Raw genomic sequence first — 21,569 nt, forward strand, 5'->3', positions numbered from 1 at the left:
GACCCAGACCGAGACGTTCACGGTGACGGTGACCGACGACCAGGGCGCGACCGCGACCCAGGACGTGACGGTGACGATCAACGGCACCAACGATGGTCCGGTGATCACCAGCTCGGCGCAGTCGGGGTCGGTGACCGAGGACACGGCGCTGACCGCGAGCGGTCAGGTGACCTCGAGCGACGTCGACCACAATGCGACCGCGGCTTACTCGGGCAATACGACCGGGACCTACGGCAGCTTCGCGGTTGATCCGTCGAGCGGCGCTTGGACCTACACGCTGGACAACGCCAACCACCAGGACCTGGCGGCGGGCGAGACCCAGACCGAGACGTTCACGGTGACGGTGACCGACGACCAGGGCGCGACCGCGACCCAGGACGTGACGGTGACGATCAACGGCACCAACGATGCGGCGGTTCTGTCGGCGGGTGTTGCCAACCTGACCGAGGGCAACACGGCGGCAGCGATCAGCACGAGCGGCACGCTGACCATCAGCGACGTCGACAGTCCAGCGACGTTCGTTGCCCAGTCCGGCACGGCAGGAGCCTACGGCCACTTCTCGGTCGGCGCCAACGGCGCCTGGACCTACACTGCTGACACCGCGCACAACGAGTTTGCTGCCGGGACCACCTACACCGACACGTTCACGGTCACCGCGGCCGACGGCACGACGACCTCGGTGACGGTCAACATCGCCGGCACCAACGATGCGGCGGTTCTGTCGGCGGGTGTTGCCAACCTGACCGAGGGCAACACGGCGGCGGCGATCAGCACGAGCGGCACGCTGACCATCAGCGACGTCGACAGTGCGGCGACGTTCGTTGCCCAGTCGGGCACGGCGGGGACCTACGGCCACTTCTCGGTCGGCACCAACGGCGCCTGGACCTACACGGCCGACAGCGCCCACAACGAGTTTGCTGCCGGCACCACCTACACCGATACGTTCACGGTCACCTCGGCCGATGGCACCACGACCACGGTCACGGTCAACATTGCCGGCACCAACGACGCGGCAGTGATCAGCGGCACGACTGCCGGCACGGTCGTGGAAGCTGGCGGGGTTGCCAACGGCACGCCTGGCACGCCGACCGCGACGGGTACGCTGACCGACACGGATGTTGATAACACAGCCAACAGCTTCAACGCCGTGGCGGCGGGAACGGCAATTTACGGATCGTTCACGATGACCGCGGGTGGAGTGTGGACCTACACGCTCAACAACGGCAACAGCAGTGTTCAGGGGCTGAACGCCGGTCAGACGCTGACCGACACGTTCACCGTTACCACGATCGACGGGACCCAGCAGACTATCTCGGTGACCATCAACGGCACCAACGACGCGGCGGTGATCACGGGCACGAAGTCTGGGTCAGTCATTGAGGCTGGCGGGGTTGCCAACGGCACGCCTGGCACGCCGACCGCGACGGGTACGCTGACCGACACGGATGTTGATAACGCAGCCAACAGCTTCAACGCCGTGGCGGCGGGAACGGCAACTTACGGATCGTTCACGATGACTGCGGGCGGCGTGTGGACCTACACGCTGAACAACGGCAACAGCTCCGTCCAGGGATTGAACGTTGGGCAGACACTGACCGACGGCTTCACTGTGACGAGTGCAGACGGCACTGCGCAGACGATCACGGTGACCATCAACGGCACGAATGATGCGGCTGTGATCTCCGGCACGACGACAGGATCTGTGGTCGAAGCAGGTGGGGTGAGCAACGGTTCACCGGGAACGCCAACTGCCACCGGGACGCTGACCGATACAGACGTCGACAATGCGTCCAACAGCTTCACTGCGGTGGCGGCAGGAACGGCGAGCACGGGCGGCTACGGCACGTTCGCGATGACCTCTGGCGGAGTGTGGACCTACAGCGTCAACAACAGCAATGCGACCGTGCAGGCGCTGAACGCCGGCGGCACGTTGACCGACACGTTCACGGTGCACACGACGGACGGGACGGCGCAGGTGGTCACCGTCACGATCAACGGCACCGATGACGCTCCGGTCGTCGATGTCAACGGAGCGAACACGTACACGACGGGCGGTTCGGCAGTCGCGATCGACTCTTCGATCCCGATCAGCGACTTGGACAATACACAGCTCCAGGGGGCGACAGTCCAGATCACCGGCGGGCGGCAAAGCGGTGACGTCCTGAACTTCACCAATCAAAGCGGAATCACCGGCACCTACAACGGCGCCACGGGCCTACTGACGCTATCGGGCAATGCGACACTAGCGAACTACCAGGCGGCGCTTCAATCAATCACCTTCAGCTCAACGAGCACATCGACTGCACAGCGGACGGTAAGTTTCCAGGCAACGGACACCGGCGGTGCCGCAAGTGCCGCTGACACTGCGACTGTTGATGTTGTTGGCGGGGACACGACGCCGCCGACGGTCACGTTGACCGCAACGCCGGCGAATGCGCCTACTGGTTCGGTGGTCACCGTCACTCTGCAATTCAGCGAGGCAGTCACGGGATTCACTCTGAGTGATCTTGCAGTGACCGCAGGGACTGTGGTGCCGAACAGCTTCCATCAGGTTGATGCGGACACTTACACCGTGCAGTACACGCGTACGGCCAACGGAAACAATCCGATGACCGTGACGCTCAGCGGGGCGTATACGGACCTCGCCCTGAACGCGGGCAGCGGGGGATCCTTGGAGATACGGCGAGACGCACCAGCGGGCGCGGCAGGCGAGCCAATGAATATGGCGCTCCATGCTCCGGAGGGTGCGCTTGTAACGGTCCACATCGCCGAGCTCCCCGACGGATGGAGCGTGGATGGCGCAGTTCAACTGCCTGACCATAGCTGGATCGTCGGAACTTCAGATGTGGGCAGTCTGACGGTCACCACGCCTTCAGACTACGTTGGCGCTGAACTGCTCGACATGACGATGACGTGGACTAACGCGGACGGGACTTCGTCGACCGTGGTGGTAGCTAACAACGTCGAAGCTTACTTACCCGGCAGTCCGATCTTCGCCTGGTCGGGCGACGACACGCTCACTGGATCTTCCGGCACCGACGAGTTCGTATTCGCGCAACCGATCGGCATCGACGTCGTCCACAGCTTCGACGTATCCGCGGATAAGATCGACCTGATCGGCTACGGGCTCAGCAGCTTCGCGGAGGTGCAGGCGCACCTCTCGGAAAACCCGGACGGAAGCGCAGTGATCACGCTCGCGAATGGCCAGTCCATCACATTGGAGGGCGTGTCGGGATCGTCGCTGACCTCATCGAACTTCGAGTTCGATGCGACACCCACGGTCAGGAACGCGGGCACGATCACCATCGGCAACGGTGCACTCCTGCCGCTCTCCGGAAACATCGAAAACAGCGGTATCATCAATCTGGTCAGCACTGGCGCGGCCACGGTTCTCGAGCTGATCCAGAACGGAATCACGCTCCAAGGGGGCGGCGAGGTGTTGCTGTCCGATAACGCGGGGAACGTAATCACCGCTTCACTGCCGAGCGTCTCCTTCACCAATGTCGACAACACGATCTCCGGCGCGGGCAGTATCGGCGGCGGTTCGCTGACGCTGGTGAACGAGGGCATCATCAACGCCACCGGCACCAACGCGCTCGTGATCGACACGGGAGATAATTGTGTGGTCAACAGCGGCACGTTGGAGTCCACCGCGTCTGGCGGGTTGCAGGTGGTCGGCGACCTCCAGAACGATGGGTTGGTCCTTGCAGGCGCGGGTAGCGTCACCATCGGGGGCGACGTCACTGGTTTGGGGCAGTTCGAGATCGACGGTACCGCACTCGTCGAGTTTGGCGGGCATTCAACCAACGCAGTTTTGCTGGACGGGGCCGCTACGGGAGTGGTCGTATTCGATCACGCGTCAGACTTCACCGGATCGATCTCCGGGCTGAACTCCGACGATCGGCTCGACCTTCGGGATGTGCAGTTCGGTGAGACGACGTCGCTCAACTACGTCGCTGACGGAGCCGGCGGCGGGGTGCTGACCGTTTCGGACGGCGTGCACTCGGCCCAACTGCATCTCGTCGGTGAGTACCAGCCGAGCGACTTCCACCTCGGCTCGGACGGGCTTGGCGGAACGTTCGTCACGAACGGGCTGCTTGCATAGAAGCGAAGGCGCCGGCGGGCTGGCCGCATCCACACTTCGGTACTCAAATCGGAGGCCTCCCGGGCAATGCTCGGTAGGCCTTCATCGCTTCGGCGTATCGTCGCCGCACGGATTCAGAATGATCCTCTCACTCACCCGTGAGCGGGAAGCGCGGTCCTCGCGGTAACTGACAGTCGTCTTGCGGCTGCGAAGAGGATGACGGCTGCCGCGAGCGCCAGGGCCGCGAGCAGGAGGAACATGGAGGAAAAGCCGAACTCCGGGACGATCGCGATCGTCAGCCACGGCATGATCAGCGACGGGGCCGTGTTCGTCAGGTTGAACACGCCGAGGTCGCGGCCGCGATGGTCTGGCCGCACGAGCACGCGCAGCGTCTGGGCGGAGTGGAGCGACAGGAAGATCGTTGTCGCAAAGCCGAACACCACGTAGGCGGCAGTCGCCTGAGTTGGCGATCGCGCGACGGCCAGGGTGACTAGCGCGAGCGAAAGGGCGAGCGCCGCGACGATCAAGGGGCTAATCGGTCGGGACCGACGGTCGGACCAGCGTCCGATCAGGAGTGCGGCGGGTACTGCCGTGCAGACGACGATGCTGAACAGCCGCGCGATCCAGCTCGCGTCGCGTGAGGGATCGATCGAACGGAAGAAGTAATAAAGGTAGGCGAACAGCGTTGCCTCGCAAATCTGAACCAGGAGCCGGGCGAACCACATCGCGCGCGCTGCCGGACCCAGCCTCGCCGCGAACGCGTCCGCCGGCCGCGTCCCAGTCGACGCCGAAGCCCTGTCCGCGGGACGTGCGAAAACCAGCGCAGGAATGACACACGCGGCTACCAGCAAGCCGACGAGCGCGAGGCTCTGGTCGGGATCGGCGAGGCCGGGAATCGTTACCAGAGCGCCTGCCGCGGAGCCCAACGCTGGCGAAAGCGCGAGGAGGCCGCCGAAGACACCGAGCTGATCTTCCGGAACATGATCCGCTGCCCAGGCCGAAAGGGGCCCGAGCATCATGTTAAGCGCGAGCTGCCAGACGATGATGAGCACCAGCAGCTGGGCCGGCCCACGCGCGAGCGGCACGCAGAGCATCAGGATCAGCGTCCCGATCAGCCCGGCGATGATCCAGGGTCGGCGCGCACCGGTACGATCGCTCAGCCAGCCGAAGCCGACTCCGCCGAGACTGGCCGCGATCGCTCCGAAGAAGGTCATGTAAGCCAGCCACTCGACGCGCTGCTCGCCGACCATCGCCGCCACGCGGATCGGCAGCAGGATTGTCAGGAAGGGCACATAGGCCACCGCGCCGCCGGCCCACGCCAGTGCGTAGAGCCACCGGAACGCGCGCATGCGACCCCTCGGCGGCGCCTCAGCGCTCATGGACAGGCGCCGTGGACTGCCGTTCGACCAGACCGGCAGGGACGATCACCGGCTGCTCGGCAAGTTCGTCTCCGCGCAGCGACCGGATGATCATGTCGACGGCGGCTGCAGTGATCTCCGCCACCGGCTGATCGACGGCGGTCAGGGCTGGTTGCGTGTAGCGCACGACAGGGGTGTTATCGAAGCTAAGAAGCGACAGGTCGGCCGGCACCTTCACGCCGCGCTCCTGCGCAACTGCAAGGGCGGCAAGCGACATGCGGTCGTTGCTGGCGATGATGGCGGTCGGAGGATCGCTGAGCGCGAGCAGGGTCCGTGCGGCCTGCACTCCGGACTCAAAGCTGAAGTCCCCCCGGACGAGGAGGTCCTTCGTGGGGAGCCGCCGGCGCTTCATCTCGCTTCGCCAACCGGCAACGCGCCGCTCGCTGAGCGAATATTCGGACGATCCGGACACAAAGGCGATCCTTTTGTGGCCGATGTCGGCAAGGTGACGCGTTGCCGTCGCGGCCGCACCTTCTTCGTCCATGGACAATGGAATGCCCGCCCCGGGCTGAAGCGAGCCGATCCTGGCGAATGCAGTCCCAACCTGTTCGAGGAGCTTGACGATCTGCGGATTCTCCGAGTGCGGCGGCGTGAGGATGACCCCGTCGGGCTGAAGCGCTGCAAGCGTCGCGCGAAGTTCCCGGTCCATGTGGTCGTCATGCGTGTCGACTAGCTCGAAGATGAGGCGGTAGCCGTATTCAGCGGCCTTGAGCATGCCGCCGAGAAGCATCTGGTCGACCCAGTCCGTACCCTGCCGCTCGCGCCAGTCGGCAATAGTCCGGTCGCGATCGTTCAGCGCAAGAATGAGGTAGGAGCGCGACCCGCCCAGCCGCTGCGCCGCTATCGACGGGACGTACCCAAGCTTCTCGATCGAAGCCTGGACGCGCTGCTTGATTTTGGGACGGACGTTGGGCGCGTTGTTGATGACCCGGCTGACCGTCTGCAAGCTGACATCCGCGTCGGCGGCCACGTGGCGGATCGTCACCCGCCGCGGCCGGTGTGTCCTGTGCGAGTTTGCTGGTCCCCCCACGCCGCCTAAGCCGACGAATGGGCCACGGCGGCCCGCTGCTGCGATCCGCAATAGCGCGCCACATAGTCGTGATGAGCGGGCAGGGATGCGACCGTTCCCGCGACACCCTTGCGCAACGTTTCGAGGAATCGGGCGAGTTCGTCGTCCGTCAGCTTCGCCGCGATCGGATGATGAGTTCGCGGCATGATGCGCTGGCCCATCATCACCTGCACCCAGCTATTCTCCTGGAACAGTTCTTCGTTGCGCCGGAATACGCGGCCCGTTTCGCGGAACAGCTCCATCTTTTGCGTAAGGGTATCGGGCACCGGCATCTCGCTGACGTAGCGCCAGAAGGCGCTGTCTCGCCGTTCCGTCGCCTTGTAGTGAAGGACCAGGAAATCGCGGATCTGCAACATGTCCTGCATGTGCTGATCATTGAACTCGTCGATGTCCCGCTCGCTGATTTCGGACATCGGCAGCATGCGCAGGAGCCGCAGGACCGCGCGCTGGATCAGGTGGATGCTGGTGGACTCGAGCGGCTCCATGAAGCCGCCGGACAAGCCAACCGCGAGGCAATTACCAATCCACTGCTTCGGCCGCACGCCAGCCTTGAAGCGGAGCAACCTTGGCTCGGTGGTCGTCTGTCCTTCGATGTCGCCGAGCAGACGCTCACGCGCTTGGTCGTCGTCGAGATAGCTGCTGCAGTAGACGATGCCGTTCCCCATTCGGTTCTGCAGAGGGATGCGCCACCGCCAGCCCGCATCGTGCGCGATCGCGCGGGTGTAGGGAACCGCGGGTTCGACGGCCTCGGTCTGCACGGCGATCGCGCGGTCGCACGGGAGCCAGTGTGTCCAGTCGTCGAAGTCGGCGCCGAGTGCATCCCTGATGAGCAGAGCGCGAAACCCGGTGCAGTCGAGGAACAGGTCGCCCTCGATCAGCTGCCCGCTCTTCAGCGTCAGCGAGAGGATGCGGCTGCGCTCCGTGCCGGTTTCAACGGAGGCGATCTCGCCCTCCTGCCGAGTGACGCCTTCGCGCTCGGCAAGCTTTCGCAGGAAGGCCGCGTACAGGGTAGAGTCGAGCTGGTAGGCGTAGTTCAGAGCGTCGCCGGGCAAATGAGCGAACTTGCGCCCGTAAGCGGCGACTAGTTCGAGGCAATAATCGTCGTAGGGCTGGTCGTGGCCCCGCGTGCGGCCGTTGAGCCAGAAGTGCTGGAATCCGGCGGACCAGTGATCCTTGCCGGTGGTCCCAAAGCTATGGAAATAGCGGTCGCCGACCTGCCCCCAATTGTCGAACTCGATGCCGAGTTTGAAGGTCGCGTTGGTCGCCCGCATGAACTCGGCTTCGTCGATCTGAAGCAGGTTGTTGAATGTCCTGATCGGGGGAATCGTGCTTTCGCCTACCCCGATGGTGCCGATGGCGTCGGACTCGACCAGTGTAATCTCGGCGAACTTGCCCAAGGTCTTGCCGAGAGCCGCGGCGGCCATCCATCCGGCAGTCCCTCCGCCGGCGATCACGATCCTTCGCAGCGGCCAGTCGCTCACTGCGACAAGCTCCGGAGCAGGAAGGCCCGCAGCCGCGCGGCATTCTCAGGGCTCAGCGGGTCGAGAACGCCTGCCTTGCCTTCTGGGAGATGTGCAGCAGCGGCTGCGCCACCGGAGAAGACATAATGGTCGAAGAGCACTTTCCAGCGCTGCCTGGCATCGTCCGGCAAGTCGCGGATGGCGAGGATCGCATGGAGAAGCGCCTGCTCTGGATCTCCCAGGAAGGCCGGAGTGTCACGCCACCAATAGTTCACGAGCACGTTGAACGGGGCAAGCGCTTCGACGTGGTGGTACCACATCGATGGGATGAATAGCGCGTCGCCGGGCTCAAGTTCGACGACTAGTGCAGCATCCATCGCCGCTCCAAAACGCGGGTAGCGTGCCAGATCGGGAGCCGCGAGATCGACCATGCTGACTGCTCGGCCGGCCGGGGTATTTTCGAGCGGCCCCAAATAGAGATCGCCGAAGCTTTCGGGCGGGAAGAGGGTGAAGCGGCGGCGTCCAACTGCGCACACGGCGAGATTGTTTGGCAGGTCGTTGTGCGCAGCAATCTGAGTGCGCGTTCCGATCCAGATGCTGTCACGTGTGCGGCGGCCGCCTAGGTCGATGGAGTTCTCTTCGGCGAGACCTTCGAAGTAGTGCCGCATTTCTAGCGAGGAGAGGTAGATCGCGGGCGCGTCAGGTTTCGCCTCGTTGGCGTCGATCCCGCCGAAGATGTCGGACAGGGCCGCGCGGCCCATCCGGAAGTTCATGTCCATTTGTTCGTCGTAGAACAGGCGGCCACCCTTGCCGGGCCGACCGACATTGACCTCGAAGCCGCGATCCCGGGCATGGGCAAGCAGGTACGCTCGTGCGCCGGCCCCTCCACCATCGACGCCTGCCTTCACGAGCGGCCAATCACTCGCCGCGCCACGAATGACGAAGGGTGCGGAGGACGATTTGAGCCGCGCATCGAGTTCCGAAGGCCCAAGCCTGCCGACCTCCGGAACGGCGCCAGATGGCACGTCGATCCGTGCCGCTTCACCCATGCCGGTTCTTGCGGTTTTTCCGCTCGATCAGGTCGCCCAGCGAAGAGAGTGACGCCACCGCCATGAAGATTGGCAGCAGATGCCCGCCACCGTGGAGCTCCGCGATTGCGCCGGGTTCCAGTGCGTGCAGCCTTTCCTCATTGATGAGCTGGTAGCCGACCATGCGATGCTTGCTGCCGTTGTTGAGCTCGACGTCCAGAAAGAAGGATTCGAGCAACTCGTAGCGTTCGAGAGCCGCGAAGAACGTGTCACTCGCACGGTATCCTTCGTCCAGCTCGGCCAGGATGTCCGTGACGCGCTCGAGGTAAGGTGTCGGCCGGCCCGAGGAGTCGAACAGCAGCACGCCATCTTCGCCGGTCGCGATGCGGGGGTGGTCGAGGTTGATGTGGACCTGGCCAGGCCCGTCGTCTGCCGAGCGCCCGACCAGGAACGGCTGGATCGAAAGGGAAAAGGGCTTGTAGCTCGCGTCCCAGTGGTCACGCTCAAGGAACAGGTTCTCTCCCGTCTCGAAGCCCATCAGCGCCAGCGCCGCGAGCTTGCCGGTCGCGTCGTCGCGGCGGAACAGGATCGGGAAGTTGTGCTGGAGCCGCCGGAACTCGGACGGAACTGTGAAGCATGCCATGACGGCGTCGCCCAGCTCGGCCGAACTGTCAGTGCGCACGCGCAGCTCGCGATGCTCGTCACTCGTAAGGATTGCGTGGCGGCTCATGCCCGGCCCTCCGCACCGCGCTGCGGATCGGTCTTCAGGCTGTCGAGATATGCGCGGTTGGTGGGCAATGAAGCGACCAGCGCGCGCCCGCGCTTGGAGAGTTGGTCGAGCTGACTCATCAATGCTCCTGAGGGCTCAGGCAAGTCCCGCGGGATAGCGCCGCCCATTCCGTAATAGACATATTGGTAGCTTGCCGCCGGGAAGATTTCCTCCGCTAGGGGCAGGTCGTAGGCCGAAGGAGACTGCTGCTGCCACAGCGATAGCAAATCGGCCAGCCGCTCGGGAAACGTCGCCGGATCCCGATGAGCCTGCCAGTAGGGCTCCGGCCGCTCGCTGAGCACATAGTGGAGCTTGAGGAACTCGATGATTCGCTCCCATCGCTTCAGGAACAGTTCGTTGAAGCGCTTGGCAATGACGCACATCGCCGCGCTCGAGCTTGGGAAATTGTCGATCAGCGCCTGCAGCGACAACTCGATGAGGACAATCGCCGAAGCCTCCAGCGGCTCCGCGAAACCGGCCGACAATCCCATTGCCACGCAGTTCCTGTCCCAGAAACGGGCGCGATGCCCGGTCGGGAAAATCAGGCGCCGCGGCTGCACCGCTTCAGCCTTCGGCACTGCCCTCGCGATGTAGTCTGCGAGGATCTGCTCCGCATGACTGTCGTCCAGGAACTTCGACGAATAAACGCAGCCAATGCCGCGACGGGCAGGCAGGCCGATGTCCCACAGCCAGCCGGCGCGATGGGCGGTGGCGATCGTCTGCGAGGGCACCGGACTGTCGGCAGCGACAGGCACCTGTGCCGCAAGTGCGCGATCATTGAACAGGCAATCGGAACGGTCCACCCACTCAGATTTGCAGTGCGTCTGGATCAGCACTGCGGCGTGGCCGGTGCAATCGATGAACAGATCGCCGTCAAGGCGCTCTCCCGACGCAGTCACGATTGCAGCGATGTCGCCGTCGGAACGGTCTTCGATCGATGCAATGCGGTCGCTCATGTGCGTGACGCCGAGACGCTGCATGGCGTGCCGCCGGAGCAAGTCCACGAATTTACCGGCGTCGAGGTGATAGGCGTAGTTCAGCGCCCCCGCGTAAGGCGGCATTCCTCGCTGGCGCGGTGCAAGACTCGCTTCCGTGACGGTCTCCTGGGCCGTCATGACTGATGCGAACGAGCGATCGGGCAACGCCCTCCACGCCGCGACGAGCTGGCGCGGGTCGCGTGCAGCGGGCGGCGGCGTAAATGGATGGGTGTAAATGTCGTTGGCGGCACCGTTTCGCCAACCTGCAAAGCGAGAGCCTTGCTTGAATGCCCCGTCGGCCTGACTGAGGAAGTCCGTCTCATCGATGCCGATCTCGGCGAGCGTCTGGCGCATGGTTGGCCAGGTGCCTTCGCCGACGCCGACCGTTGGAATGTCCGGCGCTTCGATCAGCGTGATCTGCAGATGCCGGCCCTCGGCCTTCGACCACGCCGCCAGGCGGCAGGCGCTGAGCCATCCGGCGGTGCCGCCGCCGGCAATTACGACGCGCTCAATCGGCCTCACCATGACGATCGCACTCTGATCCTCGAATACTGCCGTGCCGGAGCGCTCACCCTAGCGGCGAGCTTGCTCCGGCGCGACAGCCATTCGGAACGAGCAGCTGAAACGCTCTAGAAGCCCAGCCGGACGCCCAGCGCGTAGCGCGCGTAGCCAGGCGCTGCGAAGAACACTGTGTTCTTGTTGCGCATGTGGCCACGGCGGTCGGCATTGGTGATGTTGATGCCCTCGGCGAACAGCGTAACACCCTTGCGAAGTTCGTAGCTCGCACTCGCGTCGAACTGGCCGTAGGATTCGACGTAGAACGGATCCAGGCCGTATCCCGAAAGGAACCCGCCGCGCCAGTTGTAGGCGAGGCGCGCCTGGATGCCGTTCTTCTCATAATAGACGACCGCATTGGCGCTATCGCTAACGCCAGTCACCGCGAACTGCGTGACGGTGTAGCGCTGTGCGTTGTCGTAGTGCGTGTCGCTGTCGACCTTCGTGTAGTTCAGGATCGCACCGAAGCCGGTGTTCCAGAAGCTGTGCTGGATGCCGAACTCCCAGCCGGAGAGGTGGGCGACCTGGTCACTGTTGCTCGGCTGGCCGACGGTAAAGATCAGCTCCGGATCGCCTGCTGCGCCAATGATCGCCGGATCGCTTCCAACGGTCGTGTAGAGCTCCGGATGATGTGCCTGAATGTAGGCGCCGACCTGAGCGGAAGTTGCGCCGGATCCAAGGGCCGAAATCGCTTCCTCGTAAGCAGCGCCATGAGCCGGGTTGGTCAGCCCGAACAGCGGGATTTGTGACGTAGTGGTCCCGATGAAGTTGCTGACCGTCTTGTGGAAGTAGCCCACCGATAGGAAGCTGGACTGACCGTAGTACCACTCCGCCGACAGATCGACGTTCTTGGACTTGTACGGAAGCAGGCCCGGGTTGCCGCTGCTGCCGGTGCCACCACCGTCAGGCCGCGCCGGCGAGTTTACGGTGAGCCCTCCCTGCAGGCTTGCATAGTCCGGCCGCGTAATCGTGTGGCTGTACGACGCGCGGAGCTTCAGGCGCCGCATCGGCGACACGTCGAAGTCTATAGCCGGCAGCCAGTTATGATATTTGCCCTTCAGCGTCGTGAACGTCGAGTCGTCGCCGTAGCCAATGGCGACTTCATTGCCGCCGATGCGCCACGTGGTCGAGACCGGAACGGGGACCAACGCCGAGGAGTCGATCTTCGTCTTTTCGTAGCGCAGGCCGAGCCGAAGATGCGAAGGGTTGTTGAAGAAGTTGAACGTATGCAGCGACTGGATGTACGGCGCAAACGTCTTTTCGCGGATGCGCCGGTCCACCTGATACTTTGCAAGGCACCCGCTGATGGAATGTCCCGAGGCAGGCGTGCTGCAGATTCCAAGCCGGTCCTCGAGCAGCGCGATCTCACCCTCGGTATCGACGTGAAAGTAGTCCTGCAGCAGGTTCGAATCGTGCGATCCCGACATGCCCGACAATGCGTGTGGCAGTGACACGAGCTGGAACAGATCGTCCGGCGTATCAGCCGCCGAAAGCGTGCCACCCCAGGTATCGTTCTGGATGAACCCGTAGGCCGATCGAACCTTGTTGTCGGTCAGCGTCGCGCCGAAGTCGATGCTCTGAATGAACGATGAGTCGAAGTCATATCCGGCCTTGGCAGACACTTCATTGATGCGGTCACGCATGTAGGCGTTGCGGAACGCATTACCTGCAGGGCGGATGTGGCTCGGATCGATTTCCGAGCCCGGATACATCGATACCGAGATGACCGGCATGTCGTGTGTGAAGTCGATCGACTGCGTGTCCACGCCATAGATGGCGCTGCCGACGGCGATGTTGCTGCCATAAGGGGACGTCGGCTTGCTGGTTGCCGTTGAATGGTGGGCGTCGAGCTCAAGCCGCACTCCGCCAAGTCCGTGCCACGCAAGGTTGCCGCCGATCGAGCGGTTGATGGAGCGGTTCTTGGCGATCGCGCCGGTGATTGCGAGGTCCTTGTTCTCGCCAGCTCCGAACGTCTCGGAATAAAAGAGCGGACCGGCTGCCGGACCGTCGGTCCAGGCGCTGCTCGTGTTTGCATGGTTGAACCAAACGCCGATGCTGTTGGTCCGCGCATCCACCGTATTCTGTGAATACGTGTAGTCGACGGTCGCCGTCAGGTTCTCGACTGGACGCGCCTGCAGAACCAATTGACCATTGATCCGTTCGCGGTCGATCGTCGTGAAGTCGTAACCGGCGTTCTGCGTCACTTGATAGACGTCGGTATCGCCCGGACGGTTCGTGATGTTGTCGTAGCGTGGGTCGCCCGGCATCGCGAGCGAGCCCCAGTTGCTCTCCGAACCGAGATAACCTTCGCGCCAGCCCGCATTGAACTGGGCAAGGCTTGCCTTGCGCCGCTGGTACGCGCCGCTCAGCAAGATACCGATCCGGTTGTCGGCGAAAGTGTCACTGAAAATGCCCGAGACTTCCGGCGCGATCTTGTGTCCGCTGAACGTGTGATCGATCACCGCTTTGGCAGAGATGCTGCCGCGCATGCCGGGCCGATCCAGCGGACGCGGCGTCAGAATGTTGATCGTTGCGCCGATGCCGCCGGTCGGGAGCGTGGCCCGCCCCGACTTGTAGACTTCGACCGCGGCAATGCCTTCGGACGCCAGGTTGGCGAAGTCGAAGCTGCGGGATGCCGGCGCACTGCAGCAATCGCCGAAGCTGCTGGCGGGCATTTGGCGCCCATTGAGGAGCACCAGGTTGAACTCGGGACCGAAGCCGCGAACCGTGACCTTCGATCCTTCGCCATTCTGGCGGTCGATGGACACGCCGGTGATGCGTTGCAGCGACTCGGCGAGGTTGGTGTCGGGGAACTTGCCCATCTCTTCCGCGGAGATCGCGTCGACGACGCCGACGGCATTGCGTTTGATGTCCATCGACTGACGGAGGGATCCGCGAATACCCGTCACCACGATCGAACTGGCCTCGTCAGGTGTGGCGGCGACCGTCGGGAGAGATTTCGCCGCCGCAGTGTCGTCCTGCGGGGTCGGCTGTGTTTGCGCCAGTGCCGCCTGCGGCGCCAATAACCCGTAGATTGACGCACCCAGCAAGAGCCCAAACGAGGCTTGCTTTTGATGAACTGACATTTTCCCCCCTGAATCGATGACTCACCGACCAGCGGCAGGAATGATTGTGAACGTTCACTTTGTCAACTGATAGTCATCACACTGCAGTTGTTCATCACTAGTACCCGGCGGTTTGCGAGGATCCGACGCGCGCAGTCAGCCGCCGTGGGCGAGGATCCAATCGCGTTGCGCCTTGAGCCATTTCAGCCGCTGCTCGGCCCATGCGTTGGGGCTCAATGCGCCGGCATCGACGAGCCAACGGTCGCGTTCCGTTCGATATGTCGACGGCAGCAGATCGTATCGCTTGTTCCACGCGATGAAGTCTTCGCGCATGAGGCCTCGGATGCTGCGCGTGTCGCGATCCGTCAGCACGCGTCCGCGCGCGACTTCGTCGACGAGCTTCTGTGCGTTCGTGAGCCGCTGCGAAAGGTCGACACCGTAAGCGCCTTTCACCTGACCCTCCGCAGGGCGGGTCGTTGGAATGCCCAGCGATGATCCCGGCATGTCGCCCGACCCGCTTCCCGGGTTGCTGGACGGTGATTGCCAGCCGCCCAGCGGTCCGGATGACGATCCCGGATTCGATTGTGCCGACAGCGCGGACGGAAGTGTCGCAAATCCGATTACACCGATGATCGCCACCATGCGCATTGCTGCATCTCCTCCACCGGCCGCAAGAAACTTTGCCGCGGCGCTAAGCATATCGACAAGTTCGCCGGCTTCAATCCCGAGCGCGGTTCAAGCTTTGCGGCAGACGTAATGGAACCAAGGGTCTTCCGATGTCGGCGGCTCTTGCGACGACACCAGTCTGCCGTCAGCGCCAACGACTTCAATGTCACGAAAGCCTGCGCGCGTGAGTTGCTCGGTCTGCGCGCTGGGACCGATGCGGTAGTGAACGAGCGAGTACCGATATGCAGAGTCGATCGAGATGGAATATTCGCGGCGTGATTCACTGCGGTGCGCGCGCCGCAGATAGTTGAAAATGCCAGCCGGGTACGAGGCTGCCCGCTTTGCGAAACGGACCGGGCTGCGCACGGGATTGATGGCGAGATGCCGCGGGTCCCACGGCTTCGGGATTTCAAACATCCGGTTGTGGCTCGAGAACACGAACAGCCCCTTCGCGCTCAGCACGCGCCGGATTTCGCTCAAGACAAGCAGCCGGTCCTGATGACCGACCGAATCGATCCCGTTGTTGCTGAACAGTACAAAACCGAAGTGCGCATCGGGAAAGGCGGAAAGGTCGCGCGCGTCGTGGATCTCGAAGCGGGTGGCGGGGAAACGCTCGCGACAGCGAACGACCATCTCAGGAGAATAGTCGACGCCAATATAGTCGGGGCTCAGCCCCAGAAGGAAAGGTGTCGTTCGTCCGCCGCCGACGCCGAGGTCGAGTATTCTTGTGCTGAGGACATTCTTTCCGTGACGCTGGAGGATCGCAGCCTCGTCGACACGAAGCCCCGATTGCCGCGCATAGTGCGCGCCAAGGAATCGCTTCTGGTAGAATTGCCGGTTCTCTTCCAATCGCTCCGCCTGACTTGAGCAGTGCAGGGGAGCACCCGGGCCGGCTGACCGCAAGCGCGGCGAGAACGCGTGTCTCTAACCGGCACAACGCTTTTGCGAGCGCGGCAGGCAGGCCTCCCCGACCACCTCGTCGATCAGGGCATGTGCTGCCTGCTGTGCCCCGAGCGGCTTCAGCGTGTGGCTCCGGTACGGAAGGCCGTGGAAGATGACGCCGAATTGCCCGACCGCCGCCGCACTGGGACCGCCGCCCAATTCCGAGGCTAGCGGTTCATCGTCCGAAAAAGCGACGTGGAGCCGCTGTCCTCGCGATTGGAGAGTGCGGAGTGCCTGGGCAAGCTCGTCCTTGGCGCTTCTTCCGGCGCCGTTCGTCGCGCGCAGCGGGGTTTGCAGCGCAAAGGCCGCTAACCGTGAGAAGCGCCTTAACTTCTGCTTTTCGCGAAGCAGATTGCGGAAGCCGCGCGGCGTCGCCATGCGGCCCAGCTTGCGCAGGTCCCGTCCGCCCTCGGCATTCTCCTGGAAGACGAGCAGGCGGGGATTGAGGGCAATCACGTCCGAGACGCGCGGGTCCTCGACAGCGATCTGGAAGGCCCAGAATGCGCCCGAACACAGCCCGCCAAGAACGAAGCGCTCGGGCAGCCCGCGCTCGGCTGCCAAATCGAGCGCTGCGTGAGCCTGAGCCACCAGGTCCTCGGTGTAGAAGGTGTCGTCGGTGTCGAGATATTTGCCGCCGTCGCCGCTTGCGTCGCCGATGCCCTCGACGTCCACCCTGAGCACCGGCACGCCCATTGCCGCCCAGCGCCGCGCCGCCTCGGTCCACATCCGGTTCGGCCCAATGCGTCGGATTGCACCCGCGTTGAAGAGGATCATCGTGTGTTCGGCAGTTGGCGCAGCGACGGGCACTGAAAGAACGCCGTAGAGCTGCTGGCCGGCGCCGTTGAAGATGATCTGTGTCTCCCGGAAACGAGCGCCGTCGCGTCCGAAATCGGCAGTGTCGCTTCCGGCGGGATCTGTCAGTCCTGCTCCGGTCTGCGCAGTCTCGGCGAGCCAGGCGTTCACAACCTCGAACATGGCGAACGGAGACGCCGATTGCGGACGGGCGAGTGCTGCGCCCCAGCCGCGACCCGGGTCAGTTCGGACGTCTGCGCCGCTGGCACGGAGCGCCTCCACCAGCGTCGGATCGGGCCCCATGCCATCGCGGCCGAGGACTAAAGCCCGGGCCGGACCCTCCGACTCCAGAAGCTGCCGGCAATCGAGACTCGAGAGCGCTGCAATAGTCGCGGGCGCCAGCACGTGACCACCGGCCCGCAGCTCGCCTTCGGGCCTCGCATCGTCCAGCTCGCCGGTCTGGGACTGCTCGAGACGACAGAAGGCCTTCACTTCACGAACGAGAGAGCGGCCAGTTGCCGGAACACCCCAGAGCACGAGGTCGTCTACGTCGGCGCCGCGGGCAATCGCCTGCAGCGTCACCAGGCCGCCAGCGCCGAGTGCAACCACCGCCACGCGCTCAGCGCCCGCCTCCCGGAGACTGTCGAGGCTGCGCGCCACAGCCGCGGTCCACGCATCGACCAAGCCGTCGTCGTCGGCGCTACCTGAAGAGTCGCCCGTCCCGGGCAAGTCGATTCGCAGGTTCGCGAATCCGCATTGGGCAAGCGCGAGGCTCCAGTCGCGCCGTGGACGATACGAGGTCTGCTCATCCCAGCCGAACGGCGGAACGATAAGCACGCCGGTGCCGTTCGGCGCCGCCGTTGCGGGCTGATAGATAGCCGCCACGGTGTGGCCGCCCTGGCATTGAAGGTACAACGGCTTCACGCGACTGCCCCTCGGCCGAGCGGATAGCGTCGGGCGCTTCCCAGCGCAGTGCCGTCCGTCGCGCGCAGTTCAGCGGTGACCAGATCGTGAGCCGGCGGGCCGAAGCGGTACGTGTAGCCGACGTCCAGCCAACGCCCCAGCACTGTCTCCACGTCGCCTGTCCAGGTGCCGTGCGGCGCCAAGCTGATGGCGCAGTTTGCGCTAGCGACTACGCGGTCTTTGCAGCTGACGGTCACCGCCACGCTGGCGTCCAAGTGCTCAGTGCCATCATTTGCAACATGGATAGCGTAACCGCTCATGGCCTCATCGGTCATCCAGATGGCAATCGGCGCAAGCACATCGCGCAGAGCGCGCAGGACGGGCTTTGGCGCTCCCGCGCTGTCGATCAGTCCCCACCCGGCGCCAGGCACCAGGTCGCGCAGCCAGAGTACGAAGGCGCCGCCGCAGCCTGATGCGGGTCGGCGCCACTCACCAAAGACCTCCGCCATGACGTCGCCCGAGACCCGGCGTGATAGCTCCAGCCATCGCTCGGGAGCGCTGGCGCGAAGGCGCTTGGGGTCGATGTCGTAGAGTTGGGCGAGATAGTAATCGCGCACGTCGTCGAAGTCCCAGTCCGCACCGATGTCCCGCGGCACGCCGTTTTTCCACGCTGGATTGTCCGGAGCGACAACGTTATCGCCGACGTTGCCGATCGCGAGGCACTCGGAAGCGAAGCGCACGCCGGCGGATCGGATGGCGCTGAACGGGCGGAGGTAGCCGCCGACGCCGAACCAGTTCGATACGCCTTGCGCGGCCAATAGCGGCCGGTCCGCACCGCACGGAGCGGATGGCACGTACAGCGCGTCGACCTCGGCGGCCGCAAGCGCGGCCGGAACTTCCTCGGCGAAGAAGGGCACTCGAGCGATCGCCGGGTCCAGCCCGAACATTGCCGCCTGCTGCTCCACTTCCGATCCGCCGCAGACGCAGAACGTGCTCGGGCGGCCGCCGATAACATCAATGAGAGCTTCGACCTCCTTGTCGACCAGCCCCCGAAAGTCGGCGTCGGTGAACGGGTAGTCGAAGTTGGCGAACATCAGGTCTTGCCAGACTAGGATCCCCAGCTCGTCACAGAGGTCGTGAAATTCCGGCGTTTCGTACGCCATGGTTCCGGGTATCCGCACCGCGTTCAGGCCGTGGTCGCGTGCGAGTTCGAGCGTGGGCCGGAGTTCTCCATCCGGTACCGGAGTCCAGACCGCACCGCGCACGAAAACGTCGATGGTGTTGACCTGCGGCTTGAGGCCGTCGCGGAGGATATCTCCCGGCGAACTGAGCGTTCGAAAACCCATCCGCCGAACGACGTCGTAGCCCTCCACCGTCAGTTCGTAGAGGTACGGCTCGCCGTGCGTGTGCGGCCACCAGCGGATCGGTGAGTGAACGCGCAACTCCGCCCTGCCGCCTGCCACTACCGCCGTCACGTCGCCGACGCGAACAACGGTGCCGTCCGGGAGGTCAGTGGAAACAGCGACGATCCCTTCCTCGGTTTCGACCCGTGTTCGAACGCTGAGTTTTGGCTCGCTCGAGAGGAACCACACGGGCCGCCACAATCCCACGACGGGAGGACCGGGCGCGAAGCCGGGGGCGCGGCCGTTCAGTGTAGTACGAAACCAGCGGAGGTTGCCTTCCGAAGCGACCTTCTGCCGCCAGCGCGCCCTTGGCTTGCGGGAGATCGCCAGCTCGGGCGCAAGAGCGCGGCACTTCACCTCGATGCTGAGCGGCCCGGCGGTGACCGGCACCTCGACGGGAATCCACATTGACGAGGACTCCGCGACGATGCTGCCGTCGATGCTGATAGTCGCGAGGGTCGCGATCCCGTCGAACCGCAAGACCCCGTCCGCCGGCGCCTCAAACGCGGTGGCAAAAGTCGCGTCCGCATCGTCGCCGTAGGAGACGGTGCCCGGCGTCCAGTCCTCGACGGCGATCCGCATCAGTTTACCGCGTGTTCGAGACTCAGCATGGCTGCCGTCCAAGCCTCCGCCATTGCGGATATCGTGGGTGCCGGATCGAAGGGCCGCCGCCGTGCCAGCCGGAACGACATCACCTGGCAACCCTCCACGATCGGTTCGAGCGAGCGTGCCTCATCATCACCAATCAGCCAGCTCACATGTGCCCGCAGGAGGTCAAAAGCCGAACCGGCCATGCGAACCGTTGCAAATGCGTAGGCATGGAACGCCTCGGCATCCCCTGCGAGCAAGCCAGGCAGATCTGCGGACAGTTGCTCCCCGAATCGCTCGAACGGGTTCTCGGCTGGTCGCCGTGCCAGATGGAAGGCCAGGCATTCACGCGCGGCGCGGCTTAGCTCCGGTCCGGTTAGTGGATGCGCCAAGTCGAAGCGCGCGAGCTCAAGATACGGCGGCAATGCAGTATCGGGCCGCCCGTCCAGTCCGAAGATCCCGCGATAATCGTGGCCGGACAACTCGTGCAATCCAATGTTGTGGAAGTAGCGCAGCCTCTCGGCGTCCTGGTCGATCGCCTCCACTGCGACCGTCGATTTGATGTGGCTGCGGCGGTAGTCCGTGCCAGCCGTGTCGGGCAGGTAGAACGAGTCAAGTTCGACGAGCATCGTGCGTCCGCGCTGAAGCTGCCGTTCGATCTGGTCGGGCAGCGCGCCGACTGGCTGCATCTCGTGGATATCGACGCCGTAAAAAGTCTCGATATCCGCCTGCGGCATTTTGAAGAAGGTGAACTGGTCGCCTTCGAAGTCCGTGCGGACGAGATGACCCATGCCCGCAACGGGCTCCAGCCCCCGCGAGTGCAGCAACTCGATCAGCACGTCCGTATAGCAGTTCGTCTCGCGATAGGCGCGACCAGGAGCGTGCAGCGGGTGCGGAGCATAAGTTGCGGGGTCCGCCCTCATCCCCACAGCACCTCGCGGACCTGCGGAGGCCAGGATTCCGGCTCCAGACCGTGCTTATGGAGGAGCGCCAGTGTGCATCGCTCCATGCCAAACCCGAGGCAAGCGGTATGCGCCTCCCCCCCATCCTTCATCGCGATGCGATGCACCTGCGTAAAATGCTCGCGGTGGTAGTTGAAGCTTGCAACCGCCGTCGGCTCGGGAGAGGCGATCGGCACCAGCACTTCGAACTTCAGCTCCTGTTCGCGCTGCGACATGGTCATCATCCGACCAGCCCGGCCGAAGAACGGGTCCGTTGCAATGTCGAAGCGGGCGTCGAGTTCGAGGGCGGTCAGGAGATGGATCGCGCGATCGCGCCACTTGTCGCGCCAGGCGGCGACCGTCTGCGGCTCGGCGATGCGCACCAGCTCGCGCTGGCGGAACATCTGAAGTCGCGCGGGATCGCCAGATGGTTCGTTGCGGAACACGAGCGCGGAGCCGGCATCGATGCAAACGCCGCCGGGCGCGAGCGGACCCCGTTTAGCAACCGCCGGGTAGACCGGGTAACAAGCGGCCGGCGTGAGAACGAGATCCGTCTGTGCCTGATGCGGCCAGGTGCCATGCTGCGCAGACACTGCCGCAAGCTCGCTCGCGTCTTTCTCGCAGCCGTCGAACCCGAACACGCTGGCGCCAAGGTGCGGAAAGGAATTCAGGTATCCGGTGTCCTCCAGCGTCTTTTTGGGGAGCACTGGTGGAAAGTGCAGCTTCTCCGGGTTGTCGTCGGCCGCAGCGCGACTGATCAGCTGTTCGAGTCTTTCCCGGATGTCCACGTAAACGTGGTTGAAGCCGTAGACGCCGGGCACGCCGCTCTCGATGACCAGACCGGCGTCAACAAGATCGGCGAGGAATGCCGACTCGCCGGGCGTTCCCTCACGGAAATGCGCCATCGGA

At 64.1% G+C, this 21,569-nt stretch carries 14 protein-coding genes; 1 reads left to right on the plus strand and 13 read right to left on the minus strand.

The genetic code is table 11. The annotated features are described in order from the left end of the window. Nucleotides 1-4,105, plus strand: a 4,105-nt coding sequence (locus ACUXST_RS00005) for a beta strand repeat-containing protein (RefSeq protein ID WP_458387900.1), incomplete at its 5' end; no start/stop codon positions are given. A 131-nt stretch (nt 4,106-4,236) separates the two neighbouring features. On the opposite strand, the gene ACUXST_RS00010 is transcribed toward ACUXST_RS00005, so the two are convergent. The 13 genes from ACUXST_RS00010 to ACUXST_RS00070 form a co-directional block, all read right to left on the minus strand. Beyond that, nucleotides 4,237-5,433, minus strand: a complete 1,197-nt coding sequence (locus ACUXST_RS00010; RefSeq protein WP_458387901.1) for an MFS transporter — start codon at nt 5,431-5,433, stop codon at nt 4,237-4,239. A gap of 19 nt (nt 5,434-5,452) precedes the next feature. Then, nucleotides 5,453-6,472: a LacI family DNA-binding transcriptional regulator gene (locus tag ACUXST_RS00015; protein WP_458387902.1), complete on the minus strand. Its 1,020-nt coding sequence runs from the start codon at nt 6,470-6,472 to the stop codon at nt 5,453-5,455. Between the two features lie 65 nt (nt 6,473-6,537). Next, on the minus strand, nt 6,538-8,052 hold the full coding sequence (locus ACUXST_RS00020) for a tryptophan halogenase family protein (RefSeq protein WP_458387903.1): 1,515 nt from the start codon (nt 8,050-8,052) through the stop codon (nt 6,538-6,540). Next, nucleotides 8,049-9,080 carry a cupin-like domain-containing protein gene (locus tag ACUXST_RS00025; protein WP_458387904.1) on the minus strand — a complete coding sequence of 344 codons (1,032 nt, stop codon included), beginning with the start codon at nt 9,078-9,080 and terminating at the stop codon, nt 8,049-8,051. Before ACUXST_RS00025 ends, ACUXST_RS00020 begins: the two co-directional genes overlap by 4 nt. Then, complete coding sequence (locus ACUXST_RS00030; protein ID WP_458387905.1) at nt 9,073-9,789, minus strand: SapC family protein; 717 nt, start codon at nt 9,787-9,789, stop codon at nt 9,073-9,075. Before ACUXST_RS00030 ends, ACUXST_RS00025 begins: the two co-directional genes overlap by 8 nt. Then, nucleotides 9,786-11,330 carry a tryptophan halogenase family protein gene (locus ACUXST_RS00035; RefSeq protein ID WP_458387906.1) on the minus strand — a complete coding sequence of 515 codons (1,545 nt, stop codon included), beginning with the start codon at nt 11,328-11,330 and terminating at the stop codon, nt 9,786-9,788. The genes ACUXST_RS00030 and ACUXST_RS00035 overlap by 4 nt, the downstream gene beginning before the upstream one ends. A gap of 104 nt (nt 11,331-11,434) precedes the next feature. Then, nucleotides 11,435-14,446 carry a TonB-dependent receptor gene (locus tag ACUXST_RS00040; protein ID WP_458387907.1) on the minus strand — a complete coding sequence of 1,004 codons (3,012 nt, stop codon included), beginning with the start codon at nt 14,444-14,446 and terminating at the stop codon, nt 11,435-11,437. Nucleotides 14,447-14,581: 135 nt separating this feature from the next. Continuing rightward, on the minus strand, nt 14,582-15,073 hold the full coding sequence (locus tag ACUXST_RS00045) for a hypothetical protein (protein WP_458387908.1): 492 nt from the start codon (nt 15,071-15,073) through the stop codon (nt 14,582-14,584). A gap of 87 nt (nt 15,074-15,160) precedes the next feature. Then, on the minus strand, nt 15,161-15,940 hold the full coding sequence (locus tag ACUXST_RS00050; protein ID WP_458387909.1) for a class I SAM-dependent methyltransferase: 780 nt from the start codon (nt 15,938-15,940) through the stop codon (nt 15,161-15,163). 75 nt (nt 15,941-16,015) lie between these two features. Beyond that, a complete protein-coding gene (locus tag ACUXST_RS00055; RefSeq protein WP_458387910.1) occupies nt 16,016-17,749 on the minus strand; it encodes a hypothetical protein in 1,734 nt (577 codons plus the stop codon). Beyond that, nucleotides 17,746-19,713 (minus strand): hypothetical protein, encoded by a 1,968-nt coding sequence (locus ACUXST_RS00060; protein WP_458387911.1) that lies wholly within the window; start codon nt 19,711-19,713, stop codon nt 17,746-17,748. The genes ACUXST_RS00055 and ACUXST_RS00060 overlap by 4 nt, the downstream gene beginning before the upstream one ends. Next, nucleotides 19,713-20,642: a DUF1839 family protein gene (locus ACUXST_RS00065; protein ID WP_458387912.1), complete on the minus strand. Its 930-nt coding sequence runs from the start codon at nt 20,640-20,642 to the stop codon at nt 19,713-19,715. Before ACUXST_RS00065 ends, ACUXST_RS00060 begins: the two co-directional genes overlap by 1 nt. After that, on the minus strand, nt 20,639-21,565 hold the full coding sequence (locus ACUXST_RS00070) for an amino acid--[acyl-carrier-protein] ligase (protein WP_458387913.1): 927 nt from the start codon (nt 21,563-21,565) through the stop codon (nt 20,639-20,641). Before ACUXST_RS00070 ends, ACUXST_RS00065 begins: the two co-directional genes overlap by 4 nt. Between the last annotated feature and the right edge of the window lie 4 nt (nt 21,566-21,569).

The organism is Sphingomonas sp. F9_3S_D5_B_2 (assembly GCF_054263715.1).